General features: G+C 37.7%; 15 protein-coding genes and 1 tRNA gene. 12 read left to right on the forward strand and 4 right to left on the reverse strand.

Going from position 1 to position 17,568, the window contains the following annotated elements; all coding sequences use genetic code 11:
* Positions 1-45 precede the first annotated feature (45 nt).
* Positions 46-555 carry an ISL3 family transposase gene (locus tag ACTQX6_RS02935; protein WP_434313047.1) on the reverse strand — a complete coding sequence of 170 codons (510 nt, stop codon included), beginning with the start codon at positions 553-555 and terminating at the stop codon, positions 46-48.
* Between ACTQX6_RS02935 and ACTQX6_RS02940 the strand changes: the two genes are divergently transcribed.
* From ACTQX6_RS02940 to ACTQX6_RS02965, 6 genes are all read left to right on the forward strand, one after another.
* Positions 455-763 (forward strand): hypothetical protein, encoded by a 309-nt coding sequence (locus ACTQX6_RS02940; protein ID WP_147321527.1) that lies wholly within the window; start codon positions 455-457, stop codon positions 761-763. The two genes, ACTQX6_RS02935 and ACTQX6_RS02940, sit on opposite strands and share 101 nt — an antisense overlap.
* Before the next feature lie 66 nt (positions 764-829).
* Positions 830-1,102, forward strand: a complete 273-nt coding sequence (locus ACTQX6_RS02945) for a type II toxin-antitoxin system RelB/DinJ family antitoxin (RefSeq protein WP_259295366.1) — start codon at positions 830-832, stop codon at positions 1,100-1,102.
* 326 nt (positions 1,103-1,428) lie between these two features.
* Positions 1,429-1,641, forward strand: coding sequence for a hypothetical protein (locus ACTQX6_RS02950; RefSeq protein WP_117447194.1), 213 nt, complete (start codon positions 1,429-1,431; stop codon positions 1,639-1,641).
* Between the two features lie 15 nt (positions 1,642-1,656).
* Entirely contained in the window at positions 1,657-1,866 is a 210-nt protein-coding gene (locus tag ACTQX6_RS02955; protein WP_117447193.1) for a hypothetical protein, read from the forward strand.
* 63 nt (positions 1,867-1,929) lie between these two features.
* Positions 1,930-2,265: a hypothetical protein gene (locus ACTQX6_RS02960; protein WP_117447192.1), complete on the forward strand. Its 336-nt coding sequence runs from the start codon at positions 1,930-1,932 to the stop codon at positions 2,263-2,265.
* Positions 2,266-2,286: 21 nt separating this feature from the next.
* Positions 2,287-2,769: a hypothetical protein gene (locus ACTQX6_RS02965; protein WP_117447191.1), complete on the forward strand. Its 483-nt coding sequence runs from the start codon at positions 2,287-2,289 to the stop codon at positions 2,767-2,769.
* 55 nt (positions 2,770-2,824) lie between these two features.
* Here the strand turns inward: ACTQX6_RS02965 and ACTQX6_RS02970 are convergent, their stop codons facing one another.
* Complete coding sequence (locus ACTQX6_RS02970) at positions 2,825-3,193, reverse strand: hypothetical protein (protein ID WP_272003358.1); 369 nt, start codon at positions 3,191-3,193, stop codon at positions 2,825-2,827.
* A gap of 2 nt (positions 3,194-3,195) precedes the next feature.
* Here ACTQX6_RS02970 and ACTQX6_RS02975 point away from each other — a divergent pair, with 2 nt between their 5' ends.
* A complete protein-coding gene (locus tag ACTQX6_RS02975; RefSeq protein WP_368859618.1) occupies positions 3,196-3,357 on the forward strand; it encodes a hypothetical protein in 162 nt (53 codons plus the stop codon).
* A 41-nt stretch (positions 3,358-3,398) separates the two neighbouring features.
* Here the strand turns inward: ACTQX6_RS02975 and ACTQX6_RS02980 are convergent.
* A tRNA-Arg gene (locus ACTQX6_RS02980) sits at positions 3,399-3,475 on the reverse strand.
* 56 nt (positions 3,476-3,531) lie between these two features.
* On the opposite strand from ACTQX6_RS02980, the gene ACTQX6_RS02985 reads away from it, so the two are divergent.
* Positions 3,532-4,320, forward strand: a complete 789-nt coding sequence (locus tag ACTQX6_RS02985; RefSeq protein WP_117447188.1) for an InlB B-repeat-containing protein — start codon at positions 3,532-3,534, stop codon at positions 4,318-4,320.
* Between the two features lie 111 nt (positions 4,321-4,431).
* On the opposite strand, the gene ACTQX6_RS02990 is transcribed toward ACTQX6_RS02985, so the two are convergent.
* On the reverse strand, positions 4,432-5,007 hold the full coding sequence (locus ACTQX6_RS02990) for a TetR/AcrR family transcriptional regulator (RefSeq protein WP_117447187.1): 576 nt from the start codon (positions 5,005-5,007) through the stop codon (positions 4,432-4,434).
* 182 nt (positions 5,008-5,189) lie between these two features.
* Here ACTQX6_RS02990 and ACTQX6_RS02995 point away from each other — a divergent pair, with 182 nt between their 5' ends.
* The 4 genes from ACTQX6_RS02995 to ACTQX6_RS03010 all read left to right on the forward strand — a co-directional run bounded on the left by ACTQX6_RS02995 (position 5,190) and on the right by ACTQX6_RS03010 (position 17,413).
* Positions 5,190-7,109 (forward strand): oxidoreductase, encoded by a 1,920-nt coding sequence (locus ACTQX6_RS02995; protein ID WP_117447186.1) that lies wholly within the window; start codon positions 5,190-5,192, stop codon positions 7,107-7,109.
* 12 nt (positions 7,110-7,121) lie between these two features.
* Complete coding sequence (locus ACTQX6_RS03000) at positions 7,122-9,029, forward strand: beta-glucoside-specific PTS transporter subunit IIABC (RefSeq protein WP_117447185.1); 1,908 nt, start codon at positions 7,122-7,124, stop codon at positions 9,027-9,029.
* 25 nt (positions 9,030-9,054) lie between these two features.
* On the forward strand, positions 9,055-10,512 hold the full coding sequence (locus ACTQX6_RS03005) for a glycoside hydrolase family 1 protein (protein ID WP_117447184.1): 1,458 nt from the start codon (positions 9,055-9,057) through the stop codon (positions 10,510-10,512).
* Positions 10,513-10,759: 247 nt separating this feature from the next.
* Positions 10,760-17,413, forward strand: a complete 6,654-nt coding sequence (locus ACTQX6_RS03010; protein ID WP_441657227.1) for a Spy0128 family protein — start codon at positions 10,760-10,762, stop codon at positions 17,411-17,413.
* Positions 17,414-17,568: the final 155 nt, after the last annotated feature.

The following is a 17,568-nucleotide window of genomic DNA, read 5'->3' on the forward strand; positions in this document are numbered from 1 at the left end:
TATGCAAAAAGATTTAGAAGCATCTGCACTAAGTGTGGGTAGAAATCATCTAAGCTCATAAGATAGTTTGATTTCATAGTATAACCGGGAACATACGATCATGATCATACCGATAAGATTCTGTATATTCCTGAATCCATATGACTTTCGTATCAACACTTTGATCTTGTTATTGATGGATTCTATACGCGCATTCGATAATCCATGTCTTACGGTCGCAATGATCGCGTCCTTATGTCGCCGTATCTTTTTGCTTAATTCTACAAATGGTTTCAGCTTGCTTCGACATGCCCATGACAACCAGGCTTTTAATTCTTTCTCTATTGTATCCTTCCTGCACTGAAACACTTTTCTTAGTCCTTCTTTTAACTGATATCCTCGAAACATCTTCGGATATAGTTCTTTGATCTCATCTAAACAGGATTGTTGATGCTCTGTTAGATTCTCAGGATTCTTGCCAAGTGCAACTCTTGAAGCCCGACAACTCACACCGCAAGGCAATGATGATATTCTCAGCCAATCCTCATCCCTCTTCCATAACAAAGAACAATGCATCCACTACCTCAGAACACTCTGGGATGATCCGGCGATGTGCCCAGCCCTCAACTACATCGAAAGAGCCTATCCATCCATCTATCACACGCCAGAAGAAAGACAACCATCACTGAAAGAAACGGCAAGAGATACATATTATGCTGCCTTTGCCCTCGACAATGCAGAAAAAACCAATCCATCTCATATATACAAAGAAAAGCAAAAGTAATGTAAATGTATTGTGTAATACAATACATGAGCATTATAATTATGGTGAAAGAAAGAGGTGATCCCTGTGTCAGCATCAGAAAACATGGTCAATATCAGTTTCAGAGCCAGTAAAGAAGACAAACAGGCAGCAGAAAAAGTATGCAAGCAACTGGGACTCTCTATGTCCACAGCCCTTAATATCTTTATCAAAGCAGTGGGAAGAGAACAGCGGATACCATTTGATCTTACACTTGACCCTTTCTACGCTCCAGAAAATATGGCCTATATTAAGAAACAAATTGAGGATGTGCACAACGGAACAATAACCTTGGAAGAACACGATCTCATTGAGGACTAGATATGCGCAAATTATTATGGACATCCGATGCATGATGGCAAAACGATAATTACACAAAAAGAGAAAAGCCCGGTGACTCGGGCTTTTCTTCTATGATGAGAATATGAATGAAAAACATGTCTATATCCTCCTTACCATCATCATGTATACAAGTGCCATCGTTGCTTATGTGACCACAAACAATGTTGCACTACTCATTACCTTTGCTAGTATGTCCCTTCTTGCATACTTCACACTGCTTCATTTTCAACAAACCACTTGCACAAAACCTAGTAACCAAGTAGACTAGATACCAAGAAACCAAGATAGCTAGGAGAGTGTGACTCATGAAGAGGCAAAAACCAGAAACCATCGGAATCGTCAAAGAAATCTTGTGGTTTCTTCTCGGGCTATGCCTACCACTGATCGGCTTCGTTATTGCTATCCACCACGGCTACCCCGAAGGAAGCCAAGCCTACTGGGCATCAGGAAAACTCGCATTCTTTGGCACCGTCACATTCCTGATTATCCTGGGAATCAAAGCGCTTCTTGGCATCTGAAAGGAGAAATAGACGATGGCACGTCAACAAACAAAACGTATCGGACGAGCAGGAAAGATAGGCTGGTTTTTAGCCGGATGGCTTCTACCACTCATCACCCTGTTCATTCTCTTCAAAATCTACCCTGATGGCAGTCAAGCACAAACTCAAGCTGCCAGAGCTAACCTCCTGGGATTTCTTGTAGTCATCATTCTCAACATCATCTACCGCGTGATACTCAACTAGATAACCATAAGGATACGTACAAAACACAAAAACACAAGCAGCGCTAGAAAGGAAGGAAGTATTATGATGCACCCACTTAACCCTCGTAAATGGTACTTCACCGTCTACTTCGATGAAGAAAAATGCAAACGCAATCACTACAACCCACAAACCCTCTATGACTATATAGAAAAGTGCGCCGATGTCCTTGAGATAGAACGAGTAGACAACGCCACATGGCAACCGCGTTCCGACCTCAGCGGAGCACGAATCTCACTTGCTATGTCCCTTCTTGTCGATCAAGAATGGTTCATCAACAATGTTGAAAAGGTCATCTATCACGAAGGTGGGGATCAGGGATACAATCTCATTGACGACCTTAAAGATATTGCCCCATATCGTCTGCGTGGAAACTTCTAATCATATAGAAGGGAGATTGCAGTGTATGATGATGCAACTACTCGTAAAGCCATCAACTTTGACCTGGATACACGCAAGCTCAAAGAACTCTATCCTTCCACCTCACCAAACGGATGGAGACAAGCCTGGGCACAGATAGCATCTTTTCTCAAAGAGCATGGATTTATCCATGTCCAATACTCCGGCTATCAAAGTATCGAACCTATCCGCACCAATAAAGTCATATTTATCATGGAAGAACTTCAAAAAGAGTACACATGGTTTCGTGACTGTGCTACCAGCGCCGATGTCACACTCGTCACCGACCGCTATAACATTCTTGAGCACCTTCAAAATCAGGGAACAAAAAAGCCTGTATTTGGCGACTTCATAGACCCAACCAAAACTGAAACACATGAAGTAGAAACCATAACCCTGGATGTGGTTTCTCGGGAATCCCGCGATGCAGCAGCAAACCTCAACAGCCCATCCAGACAACAACCGAATGATAGAGACGAACGATAAAATGAGGGTGAACACCAAACAGTGCTCACCCTCATCATTATTTATGCCCACAAGACTACAGAATAAAAGTCGAAAGCCACACAACCAGCAGCGAACTCGCAACACTTGCTGCACCAACTTTCATCATCATGCCAAGCACCGATATCTTCGAGAACCGCTGCAATCGCTCCACACGAGTCATCGCCTCTTTTGAAGACACCTTTACCAACTTGGCAAACGAATCCGTCAAGGTCTTCATACTCTCTTCCGCTGCTTTCGTCGCTGTATTATGTGCTTTACCAACACCCTGTTTCACAGCCTGCGTAGAACGACGATCCACATCTTCCAAGCTCTTCTGAAGCGCATTCATTCTACTCGTCAGCTCCGACAACTCATCAATCAAACTACGAACATTTTCACCTGCTACGTCACAGTCATGCTTCAAATTTGATTTGCAGCGGTTGCAATATTGTTGCAGTTAGCAAACGACTGGGACACGAAAATGTTGAAATCACATTAGAAACCTACACTCATTTGATTCCTAAAAAAGAAGACGAAGCCATGTGTATTGTGGAGCGATTTTCTCAAAATCTTCTCAAACAATTGTAAAAAATAAAAAAACTCCTTTATATAAAGGAGAATTGTTCAAGTGGCGTCCTCGGAGGGATTCGAACCCCCGACCGTGCGCTTAGAAGGCGCATGCTCTATCCAGCTGAGCTACGAGGACAGCAACGATATATTACCATATTTGTGGTATAATTACAATTGTGAGGGAAGAAAAAAATGGAGAAAGAACAAGAACATAGAAAGGGCTATCTGTTTGGCGGCTGGTATATTGATGAAGAGTGTACAAAACGCTTAAATCCAGGCGGGATTTTGCCTACAACAATGACATTATATGATAAATGGATTCCGATATGGTATAAAATACATTATGATTTGGATGGAGGAATGAACTCTCGTTTAAATCCACAATTTTTAAATATTGAGTCTGGTGTTTTACGTTTATATCCTGCCAAAAAAACAGGGATGGTATTTGATTATTGGAGCTTGAATGGTCAAAAGATCCATGTGATTCCGGAAGGACAAAGTGAAGAAATTACTTTGAAGGCGCATTATCGTTCCAGAAGCAAAGTTTCTTTTGAATCCAATGGCGGAGGGAATATTGAACCTAAACTGGTGGATTCTAATGGATATCTTAAACCATTTCGACATCCGTTAAAACTGGGACATGAGTTTTGCGGATGGTATTATGATTCTAAGTTTAAAAAGCCATTCTCCTTTGATCAAGTGATCAAAGAATCCTGCACTTTATATGCAAAGTGGGAAGTAGCGATATACCACATACGTTATAATGCCAATGGTGGTTTATCATCGCGTAAAAATCCACACGTCTATACATATTTCAATTCTGATATAGAACTTTTGCCAGCATATAAAAAAGGGTATGTTTTTGATGGATGGTTTGATCAAAGAGGAAATCCGTTAAAGAAAATCTATGCACATAGTATTGGAGATAAGTTTCTAATTGCACATTTTCACAGAGAAGATCAAGAAGTAGGAACAGGATAGGATGTTAAAAATTTGACATCCTATCTTTTTTTTTGAAAAGTTGGCAACGTTCATAAAGATAAATTGAGAAAATATCAAAATAAAGATCATTATCTGGTATTTCAGTGTTTTTTATAAACTATGTTGATAATTCAGAGTCGTGATAAAAACACGTTTAAATTCGCTAACTAAATCATATGAACCATTTTCAAAAGCCCAAGTGATAGATACACTTCTAAGACCGTGATAGAGGGAAAAGGCTATGTCTTCCGGTTTACTGGTGTTTTGTATTTCTTTTTGACTCTGTGCATTTTTTATTAATTGGACTGCAATTGGATATAAATACATATCGTTGGGAAAATGAGTTGATGAATCTTCTAAAGATTGTATATATAACTGTTTGATGAGATGAAAACCATAAGATTGGCTGTTTTCACAATATACACGCATAAGAGTCCATAAAGTTTCTATGTTATTGTTTTGTGTTACCACAGTTGATAAAAGGTTTTCCGCGTGCATTCCAAGATAATCATTTAAACCAGTTAAAAGAGCACCTTTTGATGAAAAATGATAATAAAAGGTGCGTTTTGTTATTTGGCAAGCTTTGCAAATCTGTTGAATCGTCACTTTTTCATAACCATATTTTTTAAATAATTCTATAGCTGTATCTCTTATCAATTCTTTTGTTTTTGATTCCTGATGGCTCATTATATCCTCCTATTTTATATATGTAAAGAAATTTTTTAGAACATTTTCATTCATAAATATAACATTAAAAAATTTTTTGAACAAACTTTTTAAAAAGGCATTGACAGAAAGCGTTTACAAAAGTATTATGTATTTGTTACCGCGGTATAATAAATATGTATCAATAGTATAAAGGAGGAGTCATGCAACTTTTTGAATCTGTTCAAATTGGAACAATGCGATTAAAGAACCGCATTGTATTGGCCCCTATGGGAACGACGACCGATCAATCTTGTGCGTTCAATGCGTATGATTTAGCTTATTATGAAGAAAGAGCTAAAGGTGGGGCTGGACTGATCATGACAGGAGCAGTCAGTGTATCCGATGAATTTGAACCTCCGGCATGTCAATTACTAAACAGTAACAAACACGTTTATATGCTACATCGAATAGCTGAAAGTGTACATGCCTATGGGGCTAAATTTGCGATACAGTTATCTCCAGGAATCGGTAGGATGAATTGGATAGATCCACATACGGCCCCTTATTCTGCCAGCCCATGTCCAAATTATTACAATCCGGAGTTGATTTGTAAAGAATTACCGATTGAAGGTATTCATAAATTAGTAAAGGCAATGGGTGAATCAGCCAAGTTAGCTAAAGATGCTGGTGTGGATATGATTGAAATTCATGGGTACGGTGGTTATCTGATTGATCAGTTTATATCTTCAAAATGGAATCATCGAACTGATGAATATGGTGGTAGTTTTGAAAATCGACAGCGTTTTCTTTTTGAGATTATAGATGAAATCCGAAAAACTTGTGGAAAGAATTATCCGATAGCTGTAAAAGTTACGTTGGATAGTATGGATGACGATGAAAAACCGTTAGAAGAAGGTTTATCAATTATAAAACGATTGTCGCAGAGTGGTATAGATCTAATTCATTATGGACGAGGTTCCTATTCTTGTCGATGGCGTATGGTCAGCAGCGTTTATCAACATCCAGGATTTGATTTAGAAGCTGCAAGACTGGTTCGTGAAGTAAGTGGAAAGGTGCCGGTTATGGCACATGGCAAGTTGAATCATCCTGATGTTGCCAATAAAGCTATATCTGACGGATTAGTTGATTTAATAGCTATTGGGCATGGTTTAATTGCTGACCCACATTGGCCAAATAAAGTCAAAGAAAATCGATTAGATGAGATTGTACCTTGTATAGGGTGTGGAGAGTGTCATTTTAATGCGATGAAAGGGCATCCTCGTCCTTGTGCAGTCAATCCGTTATGCATGCATGAAAAAGAGTATCAATTATATCCTGCTAAAACAAAAAAAAGGATACTTGTTTTAGGAGGCGGACCTGCCGGACTAAAAGCGGCGGCCATTGCAGCACAGCGCGGCTTTGATGTTACTTTATGGGAAAAAAATCAATATTTAGGTGGTGCTCTGGCAGCTGCAGCAGCCATGAAATTTAAAAAGGATGTTAAAGATCAATTGGAATATCTAATTCGCCAGGTAAAAAAATATAAAGTAGATATTGTGCTTGAAAAAGAAGCAATCTTGGAAGATGTACTCAGTTTTCATCCAGATCGTGTTATTGTGGCAATTGGAGCCAATCCGGTAGTGATTCCAATCAAGGGCCATGACCTTCCACATGTAACTACTGCTATACCTGCTTTACTTCATCCGGAAACGGTCAAACAAAATGTAGTGATTATTGGTGGCGGTGAAGTTGGATGTGAAATGGGAGTTGAATTCGCATCAAAAGGAAAAAAAGTAACGATTGTCGAAATTGCCGAGGATATATTGATGGCTCCTTCTTTTGTTGCCAACAAACAGAATATACGCTATATGGTAGAGCATAGCTTACTACATGTTCTGACATCTTGTGCCACAAAGGAAATCAAAGAAAAAGAAGTAATTGTCGAAGTAAATGGAAATCAAGAAGTGCTTAAAGCAGATACAGTGATTTTTTCAACCGGTTTTCGAAGTGAACACAGTTTATTTGAACAATTAATTGATAAAAATATCGATGTTGTTGAGATTGGTGATTCTCAAAAGCCGGGAAAGGTTATTGATGCGATTCATCAGGGGTATCACTGTATGCGCGTTTATGAAGGATAAAAGGAGAAAAAGATGGGAAAATATACTAATTTTGCCACTTCTATATTAAATGAAGTAGGCGGAAAAGATAATATTGTAACTGTTACACATTGTCTGACAAGACTTCGTTTTAAGTTAAAAGATGAAAGTGCAGCCAATGAAGAAGCTTTAAAAGCATTGGATGGTGTAATCACTATTGTGAAATCTGGAGGACAATTTCAGGTTGTCATAGGAAATCATGTCAATCTGGTCTATGCCGATTTATGTGAAATATTAGGGATTACAGATCAAAACAACAATGAAAATGTAGAAGAGGAAAAGCCAAAAGGAATTATAAATCGTTTAATTGATATCATCTCTTCTTGTTTTGCGCCAATCTTAGGCCCAATGGTTGCTTGTGGTTTATTTAAAGGTATAAATGCACTGTTAGTTTGGGCTTTAGGTGCAACATATAGTGCCAGTGGTGTTTATTTAGTTTTTAATGCCATTGGAGATTCGATTTTCTATTTTATGCCGATCATGTTGGGATATTCTTCCGCCAAGAAATTTAATGTTAATATCGTTGTAGGTATGTTGATCGGTGCTACTTTGTGTTATCCAAGCATCCAGGCAGCAACTCTATCTGCAGGAGAAGCGTTGGGAACAATCGGCTTATTTGGGGATTATTATACGACATTTGCTGGAATTCCTATGATAGCGGCGAATTATACAACTTCGGTTATCCCGGTAGTTGTCGTAGTTGCATTTGCTTCCTGGATTCAAAAATGGGCAAAGAAATTTGTTCCCGATATGATTCAGAGCTATTTTGTCCCATTCTTAGTTTTGTTGGTTTCGTTACCGATTGGTTTGCTATTGATTGGACCGTTAGTACAGCTGTTCACAAACCTGCTATCGATGGGATTTACAAATTTGTTTAACTTTTCACCGGTGTTGACAGGAATCGTACTTGGATTCTTCTGGCAAGTTTTGATTATTTTCGGTTTACATTGGTCTGCTGTTCCGGTTGCCATGATCAACTTAGGAAATTTAGGATATGATACTTTATTACTTGTTACACATCCAGCTGCTTTTGCGCAAACTGCCGCTTTAATTGGAATGTGTGTAAAATTAAAGAATAAAAAGAAGAAAATGATGGCTGTTCCGGCAGTTATTTCTGGTTTATTTGGAATCACCGAGCCTTCAATTTATGGTTATACTCTTCCGGCTAGAATTCCTTTTGTAGCTTCTATGATCGGAGCTATGGTGGGAAATGGAATGATGTGTGCTTTTGGTGTGAAACGTTATATTATGGGAGCTGGTGGTATTCCAGGAATGGTGAACTATATCTCACCAGAAGGGGATGTATCTGGCGTTGTATTGGCGGCAGTTTCTATTTTAGTTGCTATGGTGATCTCTTTTGTATTAACCATTGTATTATGGAAAGATAAAGAGGAAGAACAAAAGGTAATGAATGTGAAAAGTTCAACTATTCCAAGCATTGATGTCAATGAGGCGGAAGTAGTTTCTCCGTTGCAGGGAGATGTTATCTCTTTAAGTGCTGTTAAGGATCCTGTGTTTGCCGGTGGTGCTATGGGAAATGGTGTAGGAATTATTCCAACCGATGGTAAAGTAACAGCACCTGTTAGCGGAATTGTCTCTACCTTATTTCCTACAAAACATGCAATTGGAATAACAGGAGATAATGGAGTGGAAGTTTTGATTCATGTTGGAATGGATACAGTAAACTTAGAAGGACGCGGTTTTACCACATATATTCAACAAGGCGATCATGTAAATAAAGGACAACTTTTAATGGATGTAGATCTAAATGTTATCAAAGAAGCCGGATATGAGATACAAACACCAGTCATTATTACGAATACAAATGATTTTAAAACTATTGAAATCACAAAGACAAGCTCTGTTAAAAACGGAATGCCATTATTTGAAGTAGTTCGTTGAATAAAATGTTAGAAAGGATATTTCTATGGGATTTGGTAAAGATTTTTTATGGGGTGGCGCATTAGCTGCCAATCAATGTGAAGGTGCTTATTTGGAAGATGGAAAAGGATTATCGATTGCTGATATGATGTTGGGAGGAAATGTTGATACACCACGTATGTTTTGTCCTCAGCTGCAAAAAGATGCCTTTTATCCTTCTCATGACGCAATAGATTTTTATCATCATTATAAAGAAGATATTAAATTATTTGCCGATATGGGTTTTAAAAGCCTTCGTACTTCCATCAACTGGGCGCGCATTTTTCCTAATGGAGATGACAAGCAGCCAAATGAAGCAGGCCTCCAGTTTTATGATAATGTCTTTGATGAATGCTTAAAATATGGAATCGAACCAGTTATTACCCTTTGTCATTACGAGATTCCGTGGGAAATTACCAAACGCTACCAGGGGTTTTATGAGCGAAAAACCATTGACTTGTTTGTTCGTTATGCGATAACTTGTTTTGAGCGCTATAAGGATAAAGTAAAATATTGGATCACATTTAATGAGATCAATGGGGCTACATTGCCGGTTGGGCGATATAACGGTGTTGGATTAGTAGAAAAGGAAGATTTAAAAAGTAAGGTTCCAATTCCAAAATCACAGTTAAAGGATGTACCACAAAAAAGATGGCAGGCTTTACATCATGAATTTGTTGCCAGTGCCAAAGCGGTAATAGAGGGACATAAAATCAATCCGGAATTCAAGATAGGCTGCATGATTTGTCATATTCCCTGGTATCCTTTAACACCTTCTCCAGAAGATGAATTAATAGCACAGGAAAAAAATTTAATGTTCAATGATTTATGCGGTGATGTTCAGGTCAAAGGAATTTATAATCCGATTGCGCTTGCAAAATTGAAAGAAGACGGTATTGACTTATCTTTTATTACAGAGGAAGATCAACGAATATTGAGGGATGGTTGTGTGGACATGTACACTTTCTCCTATTATATGAGTAATTGTATCTCGGCAGATCCAAACGCAACAAAAATTAAAGGGAATCTTTCCGGCGGCATCAAAAATCCGTATTTGGAAGTAACGGATTGGGGTTGGCAAACGGATCCGCTTGGACTCAAATGGACATTAAAAAAATTAGCTTCTCGCTATCCTGGAACACCTTTAATGATTGTAGAAAATGGACTAGGGGCTAAAGATATTGTAGAGGCAGATGGTAGTGTTCATGATGATTATCGTATAGAGTATTTAAAAATGCATATTGAAGCTATGAAAGAAGCGGTTGAAGAGGGTGTTCCTTTAATTGGTTACTTACCATGGGGACCTATTGACATTGTTTCTATGGGAACAGGTGAGTTTTATAAACGCTATGGATTTATTTATGTAGATCGACATGATGATGGATCTGGAAATTTCTCTCGCCATAAAAAAGATTCATTCGAATGGTATAAAACAGTCATAGAATCCAATGGTGAAATTCTTTAATAAGATAATAATAGGAAATGCAATTCTCGGTTATACCGGGAATTTTTTTGTAGAATGCAAAAACCTAACATTAATTTAGACCTAGATATTATAAGCATGAAATCTCCACTTTCAGTTATAAAACGGATATATATCCCCACCTTTTACCTTTATTTGGTTATAAAATAGCTATTCATTGACACTTTTATAAGGGGGGAGGTAAGATTTTCTTGACTTAGATTAGATTCGTACAGAAAGGGAGATTTATATGCTATTAAAAAGACGAAGAAAGGTAAGAAAATCCTTATTAGCTGTTTTTGCGTTTATAACGTGTATGGCAATGGGAATGACGCTGTTTTGGTCACAATCTAACATTGTATACGCAAGTGAAAATACAGCAGATCCATCAACTGCGATGAATTATCAAGAAACGTATAATCAGGGATCTACACAATATGCAGGCCGCATATGGACTGATAAAAGTGTAAGCACATCAGTACAGTATGGCAATACTGAATTGAAGGTGGACAAAGAAAAAGAAGATTTTTTAGTGACTTTCTCAGCTTTATCAAGTGCTCAAACAATCAAATCACAAACAGCATCTCCAATTGATGTCGTTTTTGTATTGGATTTTTCTGCAAGTATGACATGGGGTGTTGATAGCCAAAAAGTTTCGAATCCGGATGGCTCAGACTCTCGAATTAAATATTTAGTGGATTCTTTAAACAATACAATTGATACCTTAGTGAATGCGAATGAAAATAACCGTATAGGCATAGTGACATTTAATCGTGTTGGTCAGGTTTTTATGGATTTGACATCTGCAAAAGAGATTAAAGCTAAGAATATCAAGAATAAGAACTATTTAGAATTGGTTAATTTTTCTGGAACAAATGGTCAAGATGATGGACAATCAACAGTTGAAAATCATATAAACAATGATAGTAGAAAAACAGATTCTAAGACAAATATTCATTATGGCTTGAACGAAGCTATGCAGATGTTAATGGGTGTAGAAGATACAACAGTGATTATTGAAGGAAAAAACGTTCAAAGAATTCCGAATGTAGTATTGATGTCTGATGGTGCACCAACGACTATATTCAGTGACCAAGGATTGAAAGATTGGTGGGAAGACTTAAGTACCACCCAAAATGAATCTATTGGTTGGGGTGATAATTCTAATGCGTGGTCTGCCAATGGAATGTTGCCTATGATGACAGCATCTTATATGAAAAATGTTGTGACTGAACATTATTTTAATGATCAGATGAATATCTATACGATTGGTTTTAGTACAAATCAACAGACTGCTGAAATGGTTGAATTAGCTAACTTGGTTTTAAATCCTTTGGATAATTTTGATGGCCAGTCTAAAATTGAGGAAATTAATAGAATTTTTGAAGCTTGGGATAATTATGAAAACAATAGAGAAGCCACTGTTCATTATGTTACAAAAAGTGACAAGGTGGAAGATAGAGTTATTTATAACTATATCTTAAATCATCCATCAAAAAATGATATCACTACTTTAAAGTACAATACGGCATATTATCCAGCAAACAATTCTAGTGAACTAGATCAAGCTTTTGAATCAATTACTAATTCCATGGTTGATCAGGGGAAGGCACCTACAGAAGTTACAGGTGCTTTGACAAATAGTGGTTATATTACATATACCGATACTATCGGGGATTACATGGAATTAAAAGATGTAAAAGGATTGGTGATTGGAGATAAATTATTTGAAGGAAATTACGATAAAAATACAAATTCTATTACTTTAGATACTGCAAATGACATATTTGTAAACAATGTTTATGGGGAACAAGATTTACGCAATCTTCAAATTACTATATCTGAAACTGAAGAAAACGAAAGACAAGTCTTGACGATGAAGATCCCGGCTTCTTTGATTCCTATTGTACATGATATTGTTGAATTAGATGCTTCTGATTCTGTCACGGGGCAAAAAGAAGAAAAGATGTATCCAATGCGGTTAGTCTATAGTGTTGGTTTAAAAGAAGATGTACTTCAATCAGATGGTAATATAAACTATTCTGTCGTTTCAAACGATTATATTCAAAATCATATGGATGGAGAAGGAAATGTTCTATTCTTCAGTAACTATTATGATGGAACAAATTCCAGTTTAACCAGTAAAACAGCAGGAAATGCGTTTGTAGAATATGAACCGGCCCATGACAATAGCTATTATTTCATACAGGAAGATACACCGATTTACTTAGACAATATGGGTACAAGACATGCAACAAGTATTGATCCAGATACTACATACTATGTTCCATTTACCTATTATGAGAATCAACAGAAAGTCACGACTTATGAAGCTCGGCTTGGATCAATCATGAGTGGATATACAAAAAGTATAGAAAACTATGCTTATTTAGAGGCTGGTGCTCCACGTTTAGGAAATATTGCAGATTTCACAAAAGATAAGAGTCCAAATGAAACAAATACAGCTGTAACTTCATATGCACCTACTTTTCAATATCGCACGGAAGGGGATGCACAAAGTGGTACATTCCGAGTATATTTAGGAAACAATGGGGAATTAAAAGTTCCGACAGCTTCTTTAACAATTCAAAAAAATGTGACAGCTGATGAAGGTTTGACTGCACCGGATGCAACATTTACTTTCGAAATTACTTCTCAGGCAAAGAAGAGCACAACTGTAAAAGCTTATGTTACAGAAGAATCTAAAGAACCAGTAAGTATGGATGTAAGATTTGATGAAGATGGTAAAGCACGAGTTACATTACAGGAAAGCCAATCTATTGAATTCATGGGAATGGAAAAGGCTGACTATCAGATTCAAGAAATAAATATACCTGACGGATTTACACTAAAAGATGTATCCGGTGCTGATAATCTTACAGACGAAAATATTGCAAGTGGAACTGTAGGTGCAGGTGAGACTGTAGTATTCACAAACAATTATTCGGTAGATCCAGTTACATCGACAGATTTAAAATTACCATTAAGTGGTACAAAGACGATGGAGGGGCGTGATTTCCAATATGGAGACAGCTTTACTTTTACGATTGCAGCTGCACAAGCAACTCCAGATGCACCATTACCAAAGGATGAAAATGGTAAAGATGTAACTTCTGTAACCATTAACCCTGAATCAGAAAATGCGACAAATTTTAAATTTGATGGAGTTATAACATTCGATAAGCCTGGAGAATACCGATATATTATTCGAGAAAGTATTCCAACAGGGGATGAAAAATTACCTGGTGTGGACTATGATTCGGCAGTTTATCGATTGAATATTGTGATTAAAGATAATGGAGATGGAACGCTCGCATTAGCTGATATTAACGAGATTTCTGGAACAGTGGGAGGTTTAAGCTATCCATCCAATCCATTTATACAGAAATATGTAAATGGTGCGTTTGAAGCAAATCCAGTCAATACGATTGGTTTTGTAAATGATTATAATGCGGAAGAAGCAACTATTTCCATTCAAGGAACGAAAATATTAGATGTCATCCATAGTTATCGAAAATTAGTGGATGGTGAATTTACCTTTAAGATCGAAGGTTTAGGATCTAACAAAGATGGTGGTGATGTCTTTGATGATGATTCTACACAACCAATGCCACTCACAGAGGATGGAAATGTTAATACGACTGCACAAAATATTGCCAATGGTGATGTAAATTTTGGTGAGATGACATTCACACAGGATATGGTTGGTAAGACGTTTGGATACAAAATTACAGAAGTTTTATCACAGGATGTAACCTCTGAGCATCCAACATGGAATGGTTTGACATATGATACAAGTGAAAAGATTGTAAAAGTTACAGTTACTGATGATGGACAGGGAAATGTTGTTGCTACTGTTACGCCGAATGATGGTGAAGATGGAGTAGTAAATAATTTTACATTTACCAATACTTATGAACCTACATCTATCGTTATAGGTGATGAAACAAATGCCGGTATTCAGGTACAGAAGACATTATCAGGACGAGATTGGGAAAATGATGAAAGCTTTACATTTACTTTAACGCCGGTTGATAATGCACCGATGCCAGAGGGTGAAGACAATGATATCTTGACTTTGACAAAGCCGGCGAGTGGAAATGTGCAAAAGGGATCTTTTGGAAAAATTACTTTTGATGAAATCGGTGTGTATAAATATCAGATCTCTGAAGAGCTGCCGGATGGAGTAGATAAGGATCATCCATCCAAGAATGGTATTACATATGATACGCATGTAACAACTGCGACTGTTACGGTTACAGGAGAAAATGGTCAGTTAAAGGCTGACATTGCTTATACGGATGGAAATGTTGCCGCATTTACCAACACATATAGCACAACAGCCTTTACGGGAGTGCCGACAAGCTTTAATTTCACAAAAGAGTTAGTAGGACGTGACTGGACGAAAGAGGATGTATTCACCTTTACATTAACAGGTTTGGAAGGTGCACCAATGCCGGAAGGATCAAATGAGCAGACTAAGACGATTGAAGTTACAAAAGATACTGCCCAAGACTTTGACTTTGGTACGATTACCTATACACAACCAGGAAATTATCAGTATCAAGTAGTAGAAAATATTCCTGCAGAAACAAATGGTATCCTATATGATGATCATACAGCGAATGTAACTGTAGTCGTAGAAGATACGGGAGATGGAACATTGAGTGCTGTAGCGCAAGCACAACAAAATACGACATTTACCAATACGTATAGTACGACTTCGCTAGATTATGATGCAGTGGGAGCTTTACGTATTCAGAAGAACATGATCGGTAAATCTATTGATCAAGATGAGTTTACATTTACTGTTACGGCACAAGATAAAGAATCCAGTGAAAAAAATGGTCAGGAAATCACAAAAGTTACCGTGCCGGCACAAGAACAGATCAATAGTGATGGCAGCTATACTTCCATAATAAGTGTATTTGATTCGATGAAATTTGATCAAAAGGATATCGGAAAAACATTTACGTATTTAATCAAAGAAGTTATTCCGGATAACAAGCCTGGTTATACGTATGATCAAGCTGAACATACAGTGACAATCCGCGTATCGGATAATGGAAATGGTACACTTAGTGTTCAAACCACAGTGGATGACCAAGTCTTTGATCAAAACGCTGTTGTTGTGTTTAATAACCGTTATGATGCCAGTGGCACATTAGGCGGACAGGGTGCTACAAAAATTCAGGCTACAAAAACGCTAAATGGCCGTGACATGCTTGCTTCTGAATTTAACTTTGTCATAACGAACACAAAAGATGCCACTAAAACATCAGTATCGAGCGGTACAAACCAGTCTGCAGCGAATGGACAAGCAGCAAACATTGAATTTACACCGATAACTTATACAACCCAGCAGTTGAATGCAGATGTTGCCAATGGTTTAGCTATCAAAGAACAAAATACCTATATTTATAACTATACTGTGGAAGAAATGACACCAGTTACTGGTGTTCAAAGTGTACGATCCAGCTTTACATTTCAGGTGCAAGTAACGGATCAAGGTGATGGCACATTAGCTATAGAAGTCATCTATCCGGAAGGTACGACAGCCTTAGACTTTGTCAATGTTTATGGACAAAATGCCAAAGCATCCATTGATATGAAGGGAACCAAAGTCTTGCAGGCCAATAGCGGAGCGAATATACCGGATATCACAGGTAAATATCAATTTACGATTACCGGATCTGAGGGGGCACCGATGCCTTCGATCACAACCGTAACTAATGATGTTTCTGGAAATGTTGATTTTGGTTTGATTGAATATACGATGGAAAATGTATTCGGCAATGTCGAAGAGACAACAGAAGATACACAAGAAGTGGACGTATCTACACGCTCTAAGACATTTATCTATACCATTAGTGAATCGGGTGCTGTGGCTGGTGTAACCAATGATACAACTGTGAAGACCGTTAGTGTCACAGTGACAGATAATGGAGATGGTACATTAAGTGTTGTTTCCACTCCGACAGAAGGACCTAAATTCACATTTGTGAATGTATATCAAACTACGACTGTGACAAGTTCACCAACGGATGGCACAGTATCTATTCAAAAAGAATTGAAAGGTCAGAACTTAGAAGCTGGTCAATTTACATTCCAGATGAAGGATACAGCGGGAAATGTAGTCTCCGAAGCTACAAATGATGCCGATGGCAACGTTGCCTTTGCCCCAATCACCTTTGATAAAGCAGGTACATATCAATATTCCATCTCTGAGTTTAATACAGGAGTCTTGGGTATGAACTACGATACTTCTGTATATAATGCCGTGGCTACTGTTACGGATCAGGGTGATGGTACTTTAAAGGTAGAATGGACGGTTACTAAAGATCAAAAAGCAGTAGATTCTATCGTATTTAAAAATACGTATGCCCCAATCAGCAGTGCCAATGTACAGCTTGGTGCTATCAAGAAGTTAGAGGGTAAAGAGCTAAGCGATGGACAGTTTACTTTTGAGTTAAAAGATGAAGAAGGAAATGTCGTATCCAAAGCAACAAACAACGAAAAAGGAATGATCAACTTTGAACCAATTGACTTTGACAAAGCTGGTAACTACAGTTACACAATATCCGAAGTCAATGATGGGCAAGAAGGTATTCAATACGATGAAAGTATCTATGATATTGTAATCCATGTAGAAGATGATCACAAAGGACATATAGTTGTCACAACTTGTGACATCACGAAAGATGGAGAAGCACAAGAAGCTATCATCTTTACCAATGCATACCAGGAAAATGAGCAGCCAGGAAACGGAGGTCAAGAAGATCCAGGTCAGAATACAGATGGATCTGATACTGCTGCTAAGACAGGAGCGGGATTATTCATTAGCTTAATCGGCAGTGCCGTTTCTTTAATGGGACTCTTATTGGTATGGCGTAAACGAGCTTAATAAACACAAACAAAGGGACTTCGGTCCCTTTTGTCATATATTCATTGTTATAAAAATGTTATATGAATGAAATTTCCAATTATACATCATATGGCTATTGTATTTGAATTTAAATACGTTAAAATAATGATTAGGTTATTAGAGGGTGAGATACA

Origin of the sequence: Faecalicoccus sp. LCP19S3_E2 (assembly GCF_052121255.1) — a bacterium.
In the GTDB taxonomy this organism is placed as follows: Bacteria; Bacillota_I; Bacilli_A; order Erysipelotrichales; family Erysipelotrichaceae; genus Faecalicoccus.